The organism is Bifidobacterium biavatii DSM 23969, from assembly GCF_000741165.1.
In the GTDB taxonomy this organism is placed as follows: domain Bacteria; phylum Actinomycetota; class Actinomycetes; order Actinomycetales; family Bifidobacteriaceae; genus Bifidobacterium; species Bifidobacterium biavatii.
This window is the reverse complement of the sequence record NZ_JGYN01000054.1, coordinates 1-14840: the sequence shown is the minus strand read 5'-3', so window position 1 is coordinate 14840 and position 14840 is coordinate 1. Positions and strand designations below refer to the sequence as shown.

The window sequence follows — 14840 nt, the reverse complement described above, 5'->3', positions numbered from 1 at the left end:
GCGTACGACGTCGCCGTGCGCGCCGATCGCGGACACTTCGTGCGCGGCGCGGAACAGCAGCGGGTGATGCGTCACCAGCAGGTCGGCGTGTCCGGCGATCGCCGCGTCGACGACGGCCGCGGTCGGATCGGCGGCGAACACGATGCGCCGCACCTGCCGCGCAGGGTCGCCGACGATCAGTCCGGGCGCATCCCAGTGTTCCGCGTATCGCAGCGGATACAGCGTTTCCAGCACGTCGACGACCTGCTTGAGCGTGGACATACGTCCTCCTTACGGAATGGCCCGTTTCCTTGACGGTCGGTCACGGAAACGGGCATGTTTTGTCGGTCAGTGCGCGGCGAGCTGCCAGTCGTCGCCGATGCCGGTGGACACATCCAGCGGCACGGACAGGTCGACGGCGTGCTCCATCGCGTCGGCGACCAGCCCGGTCACCTGTTCGGCCTCGCCGGGCGCGACCTCGACGACGAGTTCGTCGTGGATCTGCAGGATGATGCGGCTGTTCACGCCGGCTTCGCGCAGGGCCCGGTCGGCGCGGATCATCGCGATTTTCATGATGTCCGCAGCCGAACCTTGGATCGGCGCGTTGAGCGCGGCGCGTTCGGCGGCCTCGCGGGCGACGCGGTTCGTGGACGACAGCGCCGGGAAATACCGGCGACGGCCGAACATGGTTTCCGTGTAGCCCTTGGCGCGCGCGTCCGCGACCAGCGACTCAAGATAGTCGTGCACCTTGCCGAACGTGGCGAAATACTTGGCTTTCAGTTCGTCGGCGTGCGACGGGCTGATCTTGAGCTGTTGGGCGAGACCGTACGTGCTCAGGCCGTACGCGAGGCCGTAGCTCATCGCCTTGACGTGGCTGCGCTGGTCGGACGTGATTTGGTCGACCGGCACGCCGTAGACGAGCGAGGCGACGTAGCGGTGGAAGTCCGCGCCGGAACGGAACGCCTCGATGAGCGCCTCGTCGCCGGAACGGTCGGCCATGATGCGCAACTCGACCTGCGAATAATCGCAGCTGAGCAGCGAGGCGTAGCCCTCCCCCGGCACGAACGCGGAACGGATCTCACGGCCGGCGGCGTTCCGGTTCGGAATGTTCTGCAGGTTCGGGTCCACCGAGCTCAGGCGTCCGGTCGCGGCCACGGTCTGTTCGAACGTCGTGTGGATGCGGCCGTCCTTCGGATTCGTCGCGTCGATGAGCGTCTGCACGATCTGCTTAAGCTTGTTGGTTTCACGGTGCCTGAGCAGCGCGCCGAGGAATCCGCTGGCACGCTCGTCGTTCGCGTACTTGACGTACAGATCCTGCAATACGGACGCATTGGTCGTGTACGAACCAGATTTGGTGCGCTTGGTGGCCTTGAGGCCCATGTCCTCGAACAGCACCTGCTGCAGCTGCTTGGGGCTTTGCAGGTTCACGCGGCTGCCGGCCAGATCCCACGCCATCTCCTGCGCCTGACGCGCGTCGGCGGAAAACTGTTCGCGCATGGTGTCGAGCCGTTGTTCGTCGACCTTCGCGCCCGCGTCTTCCATGCCGTGCAGCACGCGGGAGACGGGCAGTTCGATGTCGGCGAGCAGATGCGACTGGCTGCGCTGCTCCAGCATGGGAGCGAGCGTATCGGCAAGCGCCCGGACGATGGCGATGCGCGTGGCGGTCAGCTCGTTCGGGTTCTCCCTTGGCTCCTCGTCGCCGGCGTTGTCGTCGCCGAGGTCAAGCAGACCCTGCGTGACCTGCGGCTTCTTGTCTTCGACGTGCAGGTCGAGGAAATGCGCGGCGGCCTGTTCGAGCGTGTCCGCATGGAAGTCCGGATGGACGAGGTAGCCGGCGAGCTTGGTGTCGAACTTGGGCTCGGGCAGGTGCAATCCAGCCACTCCGAGCAGGTGCAGGTGCTCCTTGTAGCCGTGCACGGCGAGCGTGCCGTGGTGCTCGTCAAGCAGTGCGGCGAGCGCGTGTTTGGTCGGCTCGTCGAACGGCGTCTTGATCAGCAGCGCCCGGCCAGCGGCCATGACGGTCACGTTGTCGAGCGTGCTGCGGCCGGGCTTGGGATCTCCCTGCGCGAGCAGCGTCCATGTGCCAGCTCCGGCTTGCGCCGCGACATCGTTGGCATTGTTCGCCATGCCCTGTTGCCACGGGTCGGCGAGATTGGCGTCGACCCACTGGCCGATCTGCGCCGCGTCGGCGCATACGGTCAGTTCGGGCAGGGGCAGCGCCTGCTCGTCGGGCTGGTCTGCGTTCCTGGCTGCGTCCGTTCCCTGCGGCGACAACGCGGGTTTGACGCCGCCGTTGAACGATTTGAGGATCTTGCTGCGCGAACGCACGCCGAACTCCAGCGTTTTGAACAGCGCGTCCACGGCGTTCGCGTCGGGCTTGCCGAAGGTGAGATCGTCGATGGACACGCCCAGATCGAGGTTACGAACCAGCGCGTTGACCTTGCGGTTGAGCTTGACCTGTTCCAGATTGTCGCGCAGCGCCTCGCCTTTTTTGCCCTTGATCTCGTCGGCGTGTTCGATGATGCCGTCGAGTCCGCCGTACTGGTTGATCCATTTGGCGGCGAACCCGTCGCCCACGCCGGGCACGCCGGGGATGTTGTCGGCGGTCTCTCCGCGCAATGCAGCGAGATCCGGGTACTGGGCGGGCGTCACATGGTACTTTTCTTCGACGGCCTCGGGCGTCATGTGTTTGAGGTCCTTGAAATGGTGACCTGGATACAGCACGGTGATGCGGTCGTCGATGAGCTGGAAGGCGTCGCGGTCGCCGGACAGGACGAGCGTACGATAGTTGGCGTCGGCGCCCATCGTGGCGAGCGTACCGATCACATCGTCGCCCTCGTAGCCGGGCTTTTCGATGTAAGTGACGCCGAGCGCGGCGAGCATCTGCTGGATCAGCGGCAGCTGGGTGAGCAGCTCCTCGGGCGCGGCCTCTCGCGTGCCCTTGTACTGGGGCAGCAGCTGGTTGCGGAACGTGCCGCCCTTGACGTCGAACGCCACGGCCAGATGATCGGGCTGTTCCGCGTCGATGACTTGGGACAGCATGGTCGCGAAACCCCACACCGCGTTCGTGGCCTGACCGGCGTCGGTGCTGAAGTTTTCGACGGGGAGAGCAAAAAACGCGCGGAACGCCAGTGAGTGGCCGTCAACGACCAGCAGCGTTCCGCGCGTTTCAGTATTGGCTGGCGATGCCTCAGTCATCGTTGCTTTCCGGCTTGGGATCGCCGTACTTGGCGATGATGGCCATGGCGAGGCGCTTCTTCGGGATGCGCTGGTCCATGGAGGTCTTCTGGATCCAGCGGAACGCGCCCTGTTCGGAGAAGTCGGCCTTGTCCATGAGCAGGCCCTTGGCACGGTCGACGAGCTTGCGCTCCTCCAGCGTGTCCTCGGCCTTCTTGAGTTGGGCCTCCATCTTCTTGAGCTCGTCCTGCGCGTTCTTGAGCTTGTTTTCGCTGCGTTCAACGGTGTCAAGCAGGTCGTTGATCTCGGCGAAGCGGCCCATGGCGACTTCGAGGGCGGGCAGCAGCTTGGACTCCTCGTACGGCTTGGTCACGTACGCCATCGCGCCGGCACCGGTGGCCTGACGGACCAGATCGGGCTGGGAGAAGGCGGTGAGCATGACGACCGGGGCGATGTTCTCGTCGCAGATCACGCCGGCCGCCGCGATGCCGTCCATGCGCGGCATCTTGACGTCCATGCACACGACATCCGGACGGAACTTGCGGGTCAGGTCAACGGCCTCCTCGCCGTTAGCAGCCTCGCCGACGACCTTGTAGCCGTTGTCTTCGAGCATGGCAACCAGATCCATACGGTTGACGGATTCATCCTCGGCCACCACGACAGTACGCTGATGGTTCTCCTCGGTCTCCGGAGTTTCATTCTCATCCGCAACGGGCTCGCCGGGGATATTACCCTCGGCGGCAGCCTTCAGTTCGTCATCGGTCAACACCGAACCCAGCACATCGGGTGTTTCCGAGGTCTTCTTCCTTGCCACCATGCCAACCTCTTTTCATCAGTGGCCGGGCGTCTTCAATAACCCTCCACCCGACCTGACAACAGTTATTTTGCGTCATTGCACAAGAAGGCTACGCCCTTAGCGAAAAGGGAGTAGCCTTCTTTGCTCCAATCGCGTGCCCCTAGTGGGACACGGACTCTCCGGCGAGGAACCCAATTCCCTATGCAATACCGCGAAACAACTTGCAGATCAGGCGTCCGGCCGAGACGTCCAGCCTTTCGTCACTCTACTCATCGTTTACATTTACTTATTGGGGCTTCCGGCGTGGAAAGCCCTTGTCAATCAGCCCTTTAACGACTAATTGGAACTGAGTCAACCTTAGCGAAACAGCGTTAAAAGTCAAATACCGGCGCGCGCACGCCCATGTATGCTGGGCGTGCCCGAGCCGGCACAAATGACGTCATAATCAAGGGAACCAAGGGGGGTCTGGTCCGGAAAGGTGCCGGATCGGGATGGTTCGAACTTGAAAGGTATCAAAACAGAATGTCCCACAGGAACCCCAATGCCCGGCGTCGTGCCTTCGGTTGCATCATCGAGAGGAAAAGACCGGACGGGTCGGTTTTCGCGCTTGAAGCCAGGTATACGGCTGCCGTCACCGGCGGCAAGCGCATCACCAAGAACTTCAAGCCTACGGAAACAGCCGAAGCGCGATGGTGGCTCGATGCCGAGCGCGACTATGTAGACAAGTGCCGCCGTGGCCTGGAAACGTACAAGTCCCCGTCGGAGCGCAGCGGCAAGGTCAGGAAGCTGACGTTCGGCGTGTTCGCCGACGCATTCCTCGAGAACCACCGGGCGGTGAATGGCGAGGAGCTGAGAGGCGGCACCAAACGCAACCTGCGTAACAACGTCAAGCATCTCAAGGAAGCCTTCGGCGATGTCAAACTTTCCGAACTGACGCCCGAACTGATCGAGGAATGGTACTACGGCGAGCATCTTAATGGGGACTGGCAGTTCCGCAGCGAATGCACCAGCCTCAAAATGATCCTGAGAGAAGCATGCAAGCCCGGGGCGAAGGGCGCTCCCCCATTGCTCGAGGAAAACCCGTTCCAGTTGCCGATACCGCCCGAACCCGACGCCAAGTCACTGGACATTCCGCCGGTCAAACCGGACGAACTGTACCGCATATACAACGCCATGCCCGGCTATACGCGGCTGGCGGTCTATCTCGCCGCGTGCGTGGGAGGACTCCGCATCGGCGAGGTATGCGGCCTGCAGGTAGGCGACTTCGACCTGACCAATCTCACCCTCACCGTTCGCAGAAGCGTCAACCGGGGAGAAACCGATATGGGAAACACCCGACTCGGCAAGCTGAAGACCAAGGGATCACGCAGAACCGTACCGATCCCGCCGGTCCTCGTGCCGATGATCAAAACCCACATCGAAGACCGGCCAAACCCGGACAGTCCACAGTTCTTCCAAGCAAAACGAGGCGACGTACTCGCGACCAGCACACTGCGTAACCAATTCGACAGGGCGCGCAAGAAAGCCAATCGACCTGATCTGCTCTTCCACACGCTCCGAGTCACCCACTCCACGCAGCTTATGCTGCACGGCGGAACCCTCAAGGAAGCCATGAACGCGCTCGGACATACAAGAGAGGAAACAACCCTCAAGCACTACCAGCGCATCGTTCCCGAACACCAGCGCGACATCACCGACCGAACCGCGGCATACATGCTATCCGGGGATCCAATCATCGCCGCTGCAGCCGTGCTCACCAACCAAGACGAGCAAGCCAGCGGTAATCCGCAGACAAGTAAATGGGCCATGATCACCATGCTCCTCAGCCAGATCGCCAGCCTCATGACCAGCTCGATCCCTGAAGCCACAAAGCAAGGCAGCCAAGCCCAGGCCGCCTAGTCCATCCTGCAGCACGACAAGACGCCCCTCCCAAGGTGGGCCACACACCGAACCAGACCCACCACTCTTCAATCTACAAGAAGATCACGGCCGAGATCTTAATTAAGGGACTGCGATTGCCGCCAACTCCAAGACATAAGTGCCAACGGATGAAAAACGCCAAGACGAACCAGACACCAACGTCCTAGGCAATGGACCTACGGATTGATTCGCAAGGTATGGAGAACATGAGACACCGCCACGCGGACAGGGACAAGAGCCCGAACAGGAACGGCCGTTCACATTCGCGCACCGGAACACCAGAAAACGCGCCGACCGAGCCCAATCATCCATCACATCACCCAACAAGACGATCCGGGATACCTCAAGTTTGAGAAATGGACGGCAGCAGCCATGATTTGGCGTGCAGGTCACCCACGAACAGTATGCGCATTGAACGGCCCTTTTCTTCGGCGGACCTTTGTCTTCCATTCTCCGCAGAATCGCACCGACGACAACGATAAGACAGAGATCGCAACGCGCGAGTGTAAATACTATTGACAACTTTTACGTTTTATGTATATACTATTGACATCAAGAACGAATTGATTAAAGGAGAGCCAATGACCATCACAGACCTTGCCGAACGCATGGCGACGCAATTCGACATCACCATCGAAGCTGCCGAACAGTCCGCCGAAAACTACCTCGAACAAATCGAACAGGTCGACCGCAGAACCATCGACCGAAACGACATCACGAGCGACGACGCCGACTTCGTGATCGGTTCGTTCGCCTCCGAACGCGGCATCAACCCCGACGATGAAAACAAGACCCAGATCCCCTCAGACAAGGACGATCTCCTTCTCGACCAACTCGACACACTGTCCGCCACGATCCGCGACCGGCAGGAAACACTCAAGGACCTCACCGACCAGCGCAACGACCTCATCATTCAACTGCTCGACCGAGGCAACTCCGTCGCAAGCATTTGCGACGCATCCGGTCTGACTCGCACCCGCGTGTACGCGATCAAGGACGCACGCCGATGAGCGGATTCAACCTCGTCGACCGCAAATGGATCCCCGTTTCGTACACGGACGGCACAAGCCGAACGGTCAGCCTGCGCAACATGCTGCATGACGCCGACCAAATATGGAGTCTGAGCGTTGGAGGACCGGATCATGAGCTGCCGCTCCTGCGCCTGTTCGGGGCGATCCTTCTCCGCTCCCACGCCGGATGCGACGACCCGGCCGACTGCTGGAAACGCCAATGGGCCGACAACCGGCTTGACATGGAACCGATCGACGCATATCTGGACCACTGGCACGACCGGTTCGACCTGTATGATCCGATCCGGCCGTTCATGCAGACGCCGGGACTTCAGGTTGCCATGCGGCCGATCGCCGGACTGCTATTGCAAAGCGAACAGTTCGGTCGACGATTCCCGGAACACTTGTCCCCAGCAGACACAGCCGTGGAACTGATCCGATTCCAATCATTCGACTCCGGTGGCATCAAACCGGCCGCACTGCACGACCAGAGAGCAAACGGAGGCAAGCTCATGCCCCCGGCCGGTCTCATGGGACCAGCCACGATCGGACGGTTTATGGCGGTTTGGCCGACATGCCGTTCGCTCGCCCGCACCCTGCTGGCATGCACTCCACCGGTCGATCAGAACGGCAATCCCACCACTAATGATCACGATTTGCCTGCATGGGAACGAGGCATTCTGTCCGAAGAGGAACTCGGAGGCACGGTTGACGGCATGGCTGACGAACTGACGTTGCAAACGCGCCGCATCCTGATCGACCACGACGAGGAAGGGAACGCGACCGGTCTCGCCGGCACGTACGGGCGGGTGGTCACCCGCGATGGACTGAATTGCATGGAACCGCACTGCATGTGGGACAAAGCCGGACAGTACCCGGCCGCGACCATGACCACGCAGCTCGGCAAACCGGCATGGTGGAATCTCAGCAACATCCACTATGGCAAGCGCAAACCACTGGCACTCAAATGGACAGCCAATCTCGCCGATGCAAGCGAACCAGTGACGCTGCACTGCATGGGCAGCCTGTATGATCAGGGAGCCAAACAAAGCCAGCTTGACCACCGTTCGATTACCGTTCCAGCAATAACTTTAACAAGCGCGAACACGGCATTGCTTGTCTGGCGGACCCGCATGGCTGTTCAGGCGTATGTCCGCTATGCGTCTGTCATCGCCGTTCACTGGACGCTGACAGATTCGGAACGGCTCACGGAGACAACCGCAGCGGATCTGGATCGGTTCGTCACAAGACTACTGCGCGCTCCAGAAGATGATTCGTTCGACACGATCGCCCGCCTGCTGAAGCAGATGGGCAACGATCTTCGAGAACGGTATCCAATGAGCAACCCCGTCCCCCAGTTCAAATTCAACGCAACTCTGGTCGATCTCGCCAAGGCGACACCGGACTTCCAGAACGAAACGGAAAAACCGAGAGAGGCGGCAGCACGGAAACGAGGACGCGCCGCCCGACCGATCACACGCCACGGCGGCATGCTCCCCGACGAAACATTCAAAAGCGCCAGACAAGCCGTCGACTGGCTCCACGAACACGGCAAACCAACGGCATCCACCACCAACCTGTACATAGCAGTATCAAGAAAAACCACGGCATACGGCTATCAGTGGAGCAATCCAGAATAGCCGCATACACCATGGCCGACTGTCACCAAACACCGGGCGATTCAGACCAGCGACGCTTCACCGTACGGGCATCTACGACGGACGGAATCTTGCGGGCATAAGGTGGAAATAACGAAAGCGAAAGGCGGCATCATGAACGAAGAGACCGAATCGACGGCTCGACGGCGCATCATCCGCAACAGCGCACGATGCAAAAGATGCGGAAGCGAGATCGAATCCCGATATACATGGGAATACGTCACCTGCGCGTGCGGGGCGATCAGCATCGATGGCGGACACGAATACTGTCGTCAGGTCGGATATCTCGATCTGCTCGAGGATACGAGCATTACCAAACCGTGATTACGCCCCGTGACGTCGACAAGGCTACTCTGATCATCGCTTCTTATCGCGGAAAGACACTCCGAGTTCTTTGTTCTTGGCTGGATCTGTCATGAGATCTTGTATCCGGGAATTCAAGGAAGAGAAAAAGATCTCCTTGGTTTTCTTTTCGATCTTCGCTTCCGATCCCAATGACAGATCCCTGGCCCTGTTAACGTCTTCGATGCGCTGCCGGAGGGTACAGCAGATGGCATCGATTCGTGCGGGACCGATCATTCCGGTGAGGGATAGTCTATGAGCGACCTCGTCAGGCCAGTCGGAAAGGGCATGCAGATCATACCGCTCCCAAGAGGAGACCAGGTGCAACTGTCGACGTGCGGTAGGAGTCTTGTATGTCGCGTAGAACGGTTTGGTCTTGTAGTCCCTGTTATCGATATGCAATTCGCCGCACCATAGGGAAGCTCCCGTATCAAATAGCGGAGCAGGACGAACCTGCATTGTTTCGACGTCGCGAATCACCCCGAAATTGTTGTAGTGGCGGTCAGTGTTGCGCATCAAATAGTCCACGAGAAGCCAATCGTCCGTGGCGTTCCTAATGGATTCTCGATCGCAGCCGAACATGACTGAGCAATGTTCCCATTGGTCTCTCATGCTTAGTCGATTATTCCGCTTGACCGATCCCAACAGCTGCCAGGCGGAAACCAGCTCCTCGCTGTCGCCGAGCATTTCGGCACAAGAACAGACCAGACGATTATCGTATTCTCCGAGCGAATACTTCACCGAAGGGATGCCGAGCCTGTCGGCCAGGCGAGAGGCGATGACCTCGTTGACCGGCTCCTGTCCGGTTCGGCCTCCCTTAATCAATACCCTCATCCCGTCCGCGGGGCGAATGGTCCATCGTTTCGGCAGATCACCGCCAGTGGAGGCATCGGGGGCGTTGAAACTGAAAACATGTGACGAGGAATAGGAAGTAAGCAACAGCCGTCCCAGATCCTCGTCGAAGGGGTTGTGGAAGAAATTGACTTGTCCCCATTGAATATTGGAATCGGCGGGCTTGACCCAGTATTGGTCGGACAAACTCAGGCCCAGCGACTTATTGAGTAGTTCGACAGTGGAACGCACGCCCATGACGTCCAATACCCTGCGAATGCCATCTCTGGTAGAGGGTATGGCCCTGTGCGTCCACCAGCCATCAATCTGTCGGGCGAACAATGCCTCTTTGCCATGGGTGATAAGCTCCAGCGGTAATCGTTCCCGGTCCAGCACCGTTCCGACACCTGCGGCATGCCCCGTCCTGCGGTCGTAGTCAAAGAGAACCACAGGATGCTCCCTGCACATGATCAAACGCTGTTCCATGCCACCTCCTCAATGCGATTATCGTTTATTATCAGGCATTCGGGCCAGTCGATTTCGGCTTGGCGGTTTTTTTCTTCTTACCTCCTCGTTTCGTCCGAGTGGTTTCCGGCACGCCTTTCGGGTCGCAGGTGCTGCAGTTGTCGCACTTGTCCCATTCGGGTTCGTCGCCGAAGTACGCGAGGATGCGCTTCCGCAGGCATTCCTTGTCCTTGACGCCCTCGCAGTATTCGTCCATGGCTTCCAGTCGGGCGAACGCGGCCAGTCGGGCCTTCGCCTTGATTTCTGGATCGTGGACGAGGCTGCCGGCGTCGCGTTGGATGCGCCGATACCAGTCGTCCATATCCTTCTCGGTCCAGTACATGACGCTGCGTGCAGGCTCCCCGTCGCGTCCCGCGCGTCCCGCCTCCTGATAAAAGGATTCGATGCTTTCGCACATCCCGTCGTTGACGACCCATCGGATGTCGGGCTTGTCGACGCCCATGCCGAACGCCGTGGTCGAACACATGACCATGGGACTACCGGCTAGGAACCCGTCCTGCACCTTGGCTTTCTGATCGTCGTCCAGGGCCGCGTAGAACGGTTGGGCGTCCACTCCCTTGCGGCCGAGCAGTTCGGCCATGTCCTCGCATTCGCGCACGGTCGTGCAGTAGACGACTCCACTGCCCTCGTGTTCGGCGACGAACTTGGCGATGTCGCGCTGCCGGGCCATGTCGCTCGTGGATCGGACCACGTCGAACCGGATGTTCGGCCGGTCGAACCCGGTCGACACCCTCACCGGCTGTATCAGTCCCAGATTCCGTTCGATTTCGGGCAGCTGGTCGGGCGTGGCGGTCGCGGTGAACGCGGCCACGACCGGCCGGTACGGCAGGCTCGCGATGAATTCGCCGATGCGCAGGTAGCTGGACCGGAATGAAAAACCCCACTGCAGCACGCAGTGCGCCTCGTCCACGGCGATCAGGTCGGTTTTCGTGTTGCGGATGAACTCGAGGAAATCCCCTGCCCACAGGCGTTCCGGCGCCACGTAGAGGATCTGCAGTTCGCCCTTGCCTGCCTGCATGTACGTTTTGATCCGATCCTTGGTGCTCACGCCGCTGTCGATCAATGCGGCGGGAATGTCGCGTTTGAGCAGCGCCTGGACCTGGTCTCGCATGAGCGCGCGCAGCGGGCTGATCACGAGCGTGAACGTGTGCGGTCTTGTTGCCGGCAGCTGGTAGCAGATGCTCTTGCCGCTGCCGGTCGGCATGACCGCCATCACGTCGCGCCCGTTGAGCACCGCGTTGACGACCTGGTCCTGCCCGGGCCGGAAGTCCTCGTATCCGAAGTAGTGTTCGAGCGCCTTGCGCGCGAACGGGATCAGATCGTTCATCCCATCATCCATCGTCATTGCTCCCCCTCCCCCTTGCTCCGCCGTTCGCGGACGATGCGCGCGGCGCGGTTGACCGTGGACACGCTCACCCCAAGCTGACCGGCGGTTTCCGACGCGGTCATCTCGGCCTTGAAGTACAGCTTCTCGACCATGTCGAGCATGTGCTCGTCGATCACCGACGGCCGGCCGCCATGGTGTCCTCTGGCGCGGGCGGCCTTCAATCCGGCGTTCGTGCGTTCGCGGATCAGGTCGCGCTCGAATTCGGCGATCGACGCGAAGATGTGGAACACGAGCATGCCGGTCGGCGTGGTCGTGTCGATCCCCTCGGTCAGGGAACGGAACTGCACGCCCTTCTCTTGGAACGTGTTCATCAGATCGACCAAGCCCTTGACCGAACGGAAGATCCTGTCCAATTTCCAAGCGACCACGATGTCGCCCTCACGCAGGGAGTCGAGCATCCGGTCGAACTGCGGGCGATGCGCCTTCGCCCCCGAATACCCCACATCCGTGTAGATGCGTTCGCATCCGGCCGCGCGAAGCGCGTCCTCCTGCAGCGCGGGATCTTGCTCCCCCGTGCTCACGCGCGCATACCCGATGATCATGGAACCATTCTATCAAAACCTATAAACACTAACAGGTTTAGACATGTAGATTAAGATATGGGAAAAGACGCGCAAACGCCGCGACTGGGGACGAATGGACGCCGAATCCGGGACGTGTCAGAAACGGACGTTTCAGACACGACAACGACAGGCAGTCAAGGAGACCATCCGAGACATAGATCATCGCGATTCGAATCAACGAGCAGCTACGATACCTACGAAATTCGGGACAACAAGCGCGACAAGGCCGGCCGCCATTGGAATCAACGGTATGCAATAGATTTACGCGAATAGTGTGAAAATACACTATTCGCGTAAAGTAAAACCAATTTATCGGCTACCGTCTTGAGTTCTTTTTCTCCCGCTCATTTTCCGGTGTCATCGAGTCATGGTCGGAAAGCAGGGAATCTTTCTTCTCCTGTACGAGGTTCATGAAATCGGCCACGGTACGCCGCCTGGCTGGCGCGTGGGCGGCGAAGAGTTCCATCAGCTGCGTTTTCGTGCCCTGTAGCCATGCCTGCCGTTCGACGGTTCGGGCAACGCGTTCGGCCGGTAGGAAACGCCTCATTTCGGACGAGAACAGTTTGGAATCGAACGCTTGGGACAGCTTGTCTCCCACCATAGGGAAGCGTTCGGCATACTTCTCGATCTCCGCATAGTCGACGGCCTTGAGCTCTCGAAGATCACAAACCTTGCCCATGTCGATTCCTGGCTGCTTGGACAGCCATGCGAGGTCCCAGAGATCACGGAATCGGGTATGGTCGGAGCACACGAACGCCTCGATCTTGTCAGCCAGTATCTCCTCTCGGCTTTCCACGTTCAGCATGACGTCGGCATACGTATCGGGCAGCCGATCGTAGTTGACGATAAGCGGACGATATCCGGGATCATGTGCGTCGATCGAAGCCACCTCGATCTTGATTCTCTGACGCGGGATGTCAGAACGGTCAGGTGTGGTGTCCACGATGACTGTCCACGCGCTGACCAAGCCGCTTGTTTTCTTGGGCGGCTTGACGGCGGCGTCGACATGATACCGGTCGCCGACGGCCTGCTCCACGCATTCCTTCAGCTCGGCAAGCGATCCAGCGTCAAAGCCCTTCCCGCCGGAAAAGTCCAGATCCTCGCTGTACCGTTCCGCCCCATAGCAGAGGCGAAGACTAGTTCCGCCCTGGAAGACTAATCCCTCCAGCAGTCCGCTTGAATCCAGCGAGTCGAGAATCTCATAGTGCAGCAACTCCTTCTCGATCGTCGAGACCATGCCGGACCAATTCTGGGTCGCGGCGAGATCCAATGCGTAACGGTGCAGGCTGACGTCACGGTTCATCCAGTTCCTCCTCATCCACGAGATCGAGATTGCGTCGCACGGCTTTCAGATTACGCCATGCAAACTCCTTCGACGCGACCGGCACTCCCCTGTCCTTCGGATAGGTCAGGCCGGCGAGAATCTTCTCGATAGGCAGGCTGGTGTGAGTAAGTTCGACCACCCCGTATTTGGTGATGAATTCCCCGGAACGACCGGTGGTCATGTAGGTACGGCGGTCGATCGGGATCTGGCTAATCACGCCGTACGCGCTCAATGCGCTTTCCAGACTTTCGAAAGTCAGCTCGCCGCGGCGGAGGTTGCGGGCGATCAAGTCCAATGTGGCCTCTCCGAAATGCGCACTGTACGCGTACACGTACACGCCGCGGGCCACTCTGTCCAGAATACCGGCCTTCACCAGCCGATCCAGCGAATCGTTGAACGTTTCAACGGGTTCGCCGAACAGCTTTTTCAAATCTCGCTTCAGCCACACGTATCTGCCCGTCCGATCCCAGTCGGTCAGCATCTTCAGCGCCCTATCCTGCCTCATACCATGAGTCTACACTAATAGTGGTTAAACACACTATTCGCGTAAATCATTTATGCACGATCCACACATTCATGCTTCGGTTTCGGCATACATGACGGTCACCGGCAGGCCAAGTGCGCGCAGCCGGTCGGCGGCCATGCGCGAGGCCGCGTTCGCGATCCGCCACGCTCCCCCGTCGTTGCCGTCGGAGCCGAACCGGCGCGCGTAATCACCCGCGCTGCGCCAGTACGTCAGCATGATCGGAGCGGACCCCACGCCCCGTTCGCGAGCCATGCGCGCCGCCTCGACCGCGATGTCGACCATGGTCGACGCCTGACGGTCCGCGTCCCGCCACAATCCCTCAACCAGATCCCACGCCTCCCGCTTCGGCGGGTAGAAGTACTTCGGATCCTCCCAGTTCTTGATTGTCGGCACGCTCACGCCCGCATGCTGCGCCACCCACGCCTGCGACAGACCCAGGGTCTCTCGCAGCATGCGGAAGTCCGCCTTGCTGCGAGTCTCGCTCAAAGCTCCGGACATAATCTCTCCTCACCAACAGTGATATCCAATAACAACAATTTTATTATACCAATAAGATAATCAGGTTGACAAATTCAGCTAACCCAGTTTTCCCGGCTGACCATGTCGGCCTGCGGCCGCGGAACGGAGCGCCCTGCGGGCGCGCTGTTTTTCGCCAACCACCCACCCCTCCTCCTGAAAAGCGCTTCGCGCTTTTGGCTTTTCCGGTGAACCCGTAGCCTCCGGACGAACCACATCATGCGCGCGGACTGGCGCGTCGCAAGCTCCGCGTGTTGCGACATCCGCGCTTCCACGCCCGCCGCCG

General features: G+C 60.0%; 14 protein-coding genes. 4 read left to right on the top strand and 10 right to left on the bottom strand.

Annotated elements, in window-relative coordinates; all coding sequences use genetic code 11:
- The 3 genes from BBIA_RS13065 to BBIA_RS13055 all read right to left on the bottom strand — a co-directional run.
- The coding region (locus BBIA_RS13065; RefSeq protein WP_035138566.1) for a Nif3-like dinuclear metal center hexameric protein at nucleotides 1-261 on the bottom strand (261 nt) is incomplete at its 3' end.
- Nucleotides 262-327: 66 nt separating this feature from the next.
- Entirely contained in the window at nucleotides 328-3177 is a 2850-nt protein-coding gene (gene polA / locus BBIA_RS13060; protein ID WP_033495987.1) for a DNA polymerase I, read from the bottom strand.
- The gene (locus BBIA_RS13055; protein WP_033495989.1) at nucleotides 3170-3973 is read right to left on the bottom strand and encodes an ANTAR domain-containing response regulator; all 804 of its coding nucleotides are present in this window, start codon (nucleotides 3971-3973) and stop codon (nucleotides 3170-3172) included. Before BBIA_RS13055 ends, polA begins: the two co-directional genes overlap by 8 nt.
- Before the next feature lie 501 nt (nucleotides 3974-4474).
- Here BBIA_RS13055 and BBIA_RS13050 point away from each other — a divergent pair.
- From BBIA_RS13050 to BBIA_RS13035, 4 genes are all read left to right on the top strand, one after another.
- Nucleotides 4475-5851 carry a tyrosine-type recombinase/integrase gene (locus BBIA_RS13050; RefSeq protein WP_051924096.1) on the top strand — a complete coding sequence of 459 codons (1377 nt, stop codon included), beginning with the start codon at nucleotides 4475-4477 and terminating at the stop codon, nucleotides 5849-5851.
- Nucleotides 5852-6453: 602 nt separating this feature from the next.
- Nucleotides 6454-6882 carry a hypothetical protein gene (locus BBIA_RS13045; protein ID WP_033495990.1) on the top strand — a complete coding sequence of 143 codons (429 nt, stop codon included), beginning with the start codon at nucleotides 6454-6456 and terminating at the stop codon, nucleotides 6880-6882.
- Nucleotides 6879-8522 (top strand): type I-E CRISPR-associated protein Cse1/CasA, encoded by a 1644-nt coding sequence (casA, locus tag BBIA_RS13040; protein WP_033495992.1) that lies wholly within the window; start codon nucleotides 6879-6881, stop codon nucleotides 8520-8522. Before BBIA_RS13045 ends, casA begins: the two co-directional genes overlap by 4 nt.
- A 132-nt stretch (nucleotides 8523-8654) precedes the next feature.
- Nucleotides 8655-8864 (top strand): DUF7695 domain-containing protein, encoded by a 210-nt coding sequence (locus BBIA_RS13035; protein ID WP_033495994.1) that lies wholly within the window; start codon nucleotides 8655-8657, stop codon nucleotides 8862-8864.
- A 33-nt stretch (nucleotides 8865-8897) separates the two neighbouring features.
- On the opposite strand, the gene BBIA_RS13030 is transcribed toward BBIA_RS13035, so the two are convergent.
- The 7 genes from BBIA_RS13030 to BBIA_RS15020 all read right to left on the bottom strand — a co-directional run.
- Nucleotides 8898-10199, bottom strand: coding sequence for a HipA domain-containing protein (locus BBIA_RS13030; protein WP_160268265.1), 1302 nt, complete (start codon nucleotides 10197-10199; stop codon nucleotides 8898-8900).
- 31 nt (nucleotides 10200-10230) lie between these two features.
- A complete protein-coding gene (locus BBIA_RS13025; protein WP_051924095.1) occupies nucleotides 10231-11565 on the bottom strand; it encodes a RecQ family ATP-dependent DNA helicase in 1335 nt (444 codons plus the stop codon).
- Between the two features lie 14 nt (nucleotides 11566-11579).
- On the bottom strand, nucleotides 11580-12167 hold the full coding sequence (locus tag BBIA_RS13020; protein ID WP_033495996.1) for a recombinase family protein: 588 nt from the start codon (nucleotides 12165-12167) through the stop codon (nucleotides 11580-11582).
- Between the two features lie 337 nt (nucleotides 12168-12504).
- Nucleotides 12505-13491 (bottom strand): nucleotidyl transferase AbiEii/AbiGii toxin family protein, encoded by a 987-nt coding sequence (locus BBIA_RS13015; RefSeq protein WP_051924094.1) that lies wholly within the window; start codon nucleotides 13489-13491, stop codon nucleotides 12505-12507.
- Entirely contained in the window at nucleotides 13481-14017 is a 537-nt protein-coding gene (abiEi, locus tag BBIA_RS13010) for a type IV toxin-antitoxin system AbiEi family antitoxin (RefSeq protein WP_033495998.1), read from the bottom strand. Before abiEi ends, BBIA_RS13015 begins: the two co-directional genes overlap by 11 nt.
- Before the next feature lie 69 nt (nucleotides 14018-14086).
- Entirely contained in the window at nucleotides 14087-14536 is a 450-nt protein-coding gene (locus BBIA_RS13005) for a helix-turn-helix domain-containing protein (RefSeq protein WP_033496000.1), read from the bottom strand.
- 74 nt (nucleotides 14537-14610) lie between these two features.
- Nucleotides 14611-14840 (bottom strand): hypothetical protein (locus tag BBIA_RS15020; RefSeq protein WP_035138563.1); only part of this gene is annotated, 230 nt, incomplete at its 5' end.

What these genes read in the sequence shown, in the direction of transcription:
- polA (WP_033495987.1), bottom strand. Translation starts at nt 3,177, where the DNA reads ATGACTGAGGCATCGCCAGCCAATACTGAAACGCGCGGAACGCTGCTG.
- BBIA_RS13055 (WP_033495989.1), bottom strand. Translation starts at nt 3,973, where the DNA reads ATGGTGGCAAGGAAGAAGACCTCGGAAACACCCGATGTGCTGGGTTCG.
- BBIA_RS13050 (WP_051924096.1), top strand. Translation starts at nt 4,475, where the DNA reads ATGTCCCACAGGAACCCCAATGCCCGGCGTCGTGCCTTCGGTTGCATC.
- BBIA_RS13045 (WP_033495990.1), top strand. Translation starts at nt 6,454, where the DNA reads ATGACCATCACAGACCTTGCCGAACGCATGGCGACGCAATTCGACATC.
- casA (WP_033495992.1), top strand. Translation starts at nt 6,879, where the DNA reads ATGAGCGGATTCAACCTCGTCGACCGCAAATGGATCCCCGTTTCGTAC.
- BBIA_RS13035 (WP_033495994.1), top strand. Translation starts at nt 8,655, where the DNA reads ATGAACGAAGAGACCGAATCGACGGCTCGACGGCGCATCATCCGCAAC.
- BBIA_RS13030 (WP_160268265.1), bottom strand. Translation starts at nt 10,199, where the DNA reads ATGGAACAGCGTTTGATCATGTGCAGGGAGCATCCTGTGGTTCTCTTT.
- BBIA_RS13025 (WP_051924095.1), bottom strand. Translation starts at nt 11,565, where the DNA reads ATGAACGATCTGATCCCGTTCGCGCGCAAGGCGCTCGAACACTACTTC.
- BBIA_RS13020 (WP_033495996.1), bottom strand. Translation starts at nt 12,167, where the DNA reads ATGATCATCGGGTATGCGCGCGTGAGCACGGGGGAGCAAGATCCCGCG.
- BBIA_RS13015 (WP_051924094.1), bottom strand. Translation starts at nt 13,491, where the DNA reads ATGAACCGTGACGTCAGCCTGCACCGTTACGCATTGGATCTCGCCGCG.
- abiEi (WP_033495998.1), bottom strand. Translation starts at nt 14,017, where the DNA reads ATGAGGCAGGATAGGGCGCTGAAGATGCTGACCGACTGGGATCGGACG.
- BBIA_RS13005 (WP_033496000.1), bottom strand. Translation starts at nt 14,536, where the DNA reads ATGTCCGGAGCTTTGAGCGAGACTCGCAGCAAGGCGGACTTCCGCATG.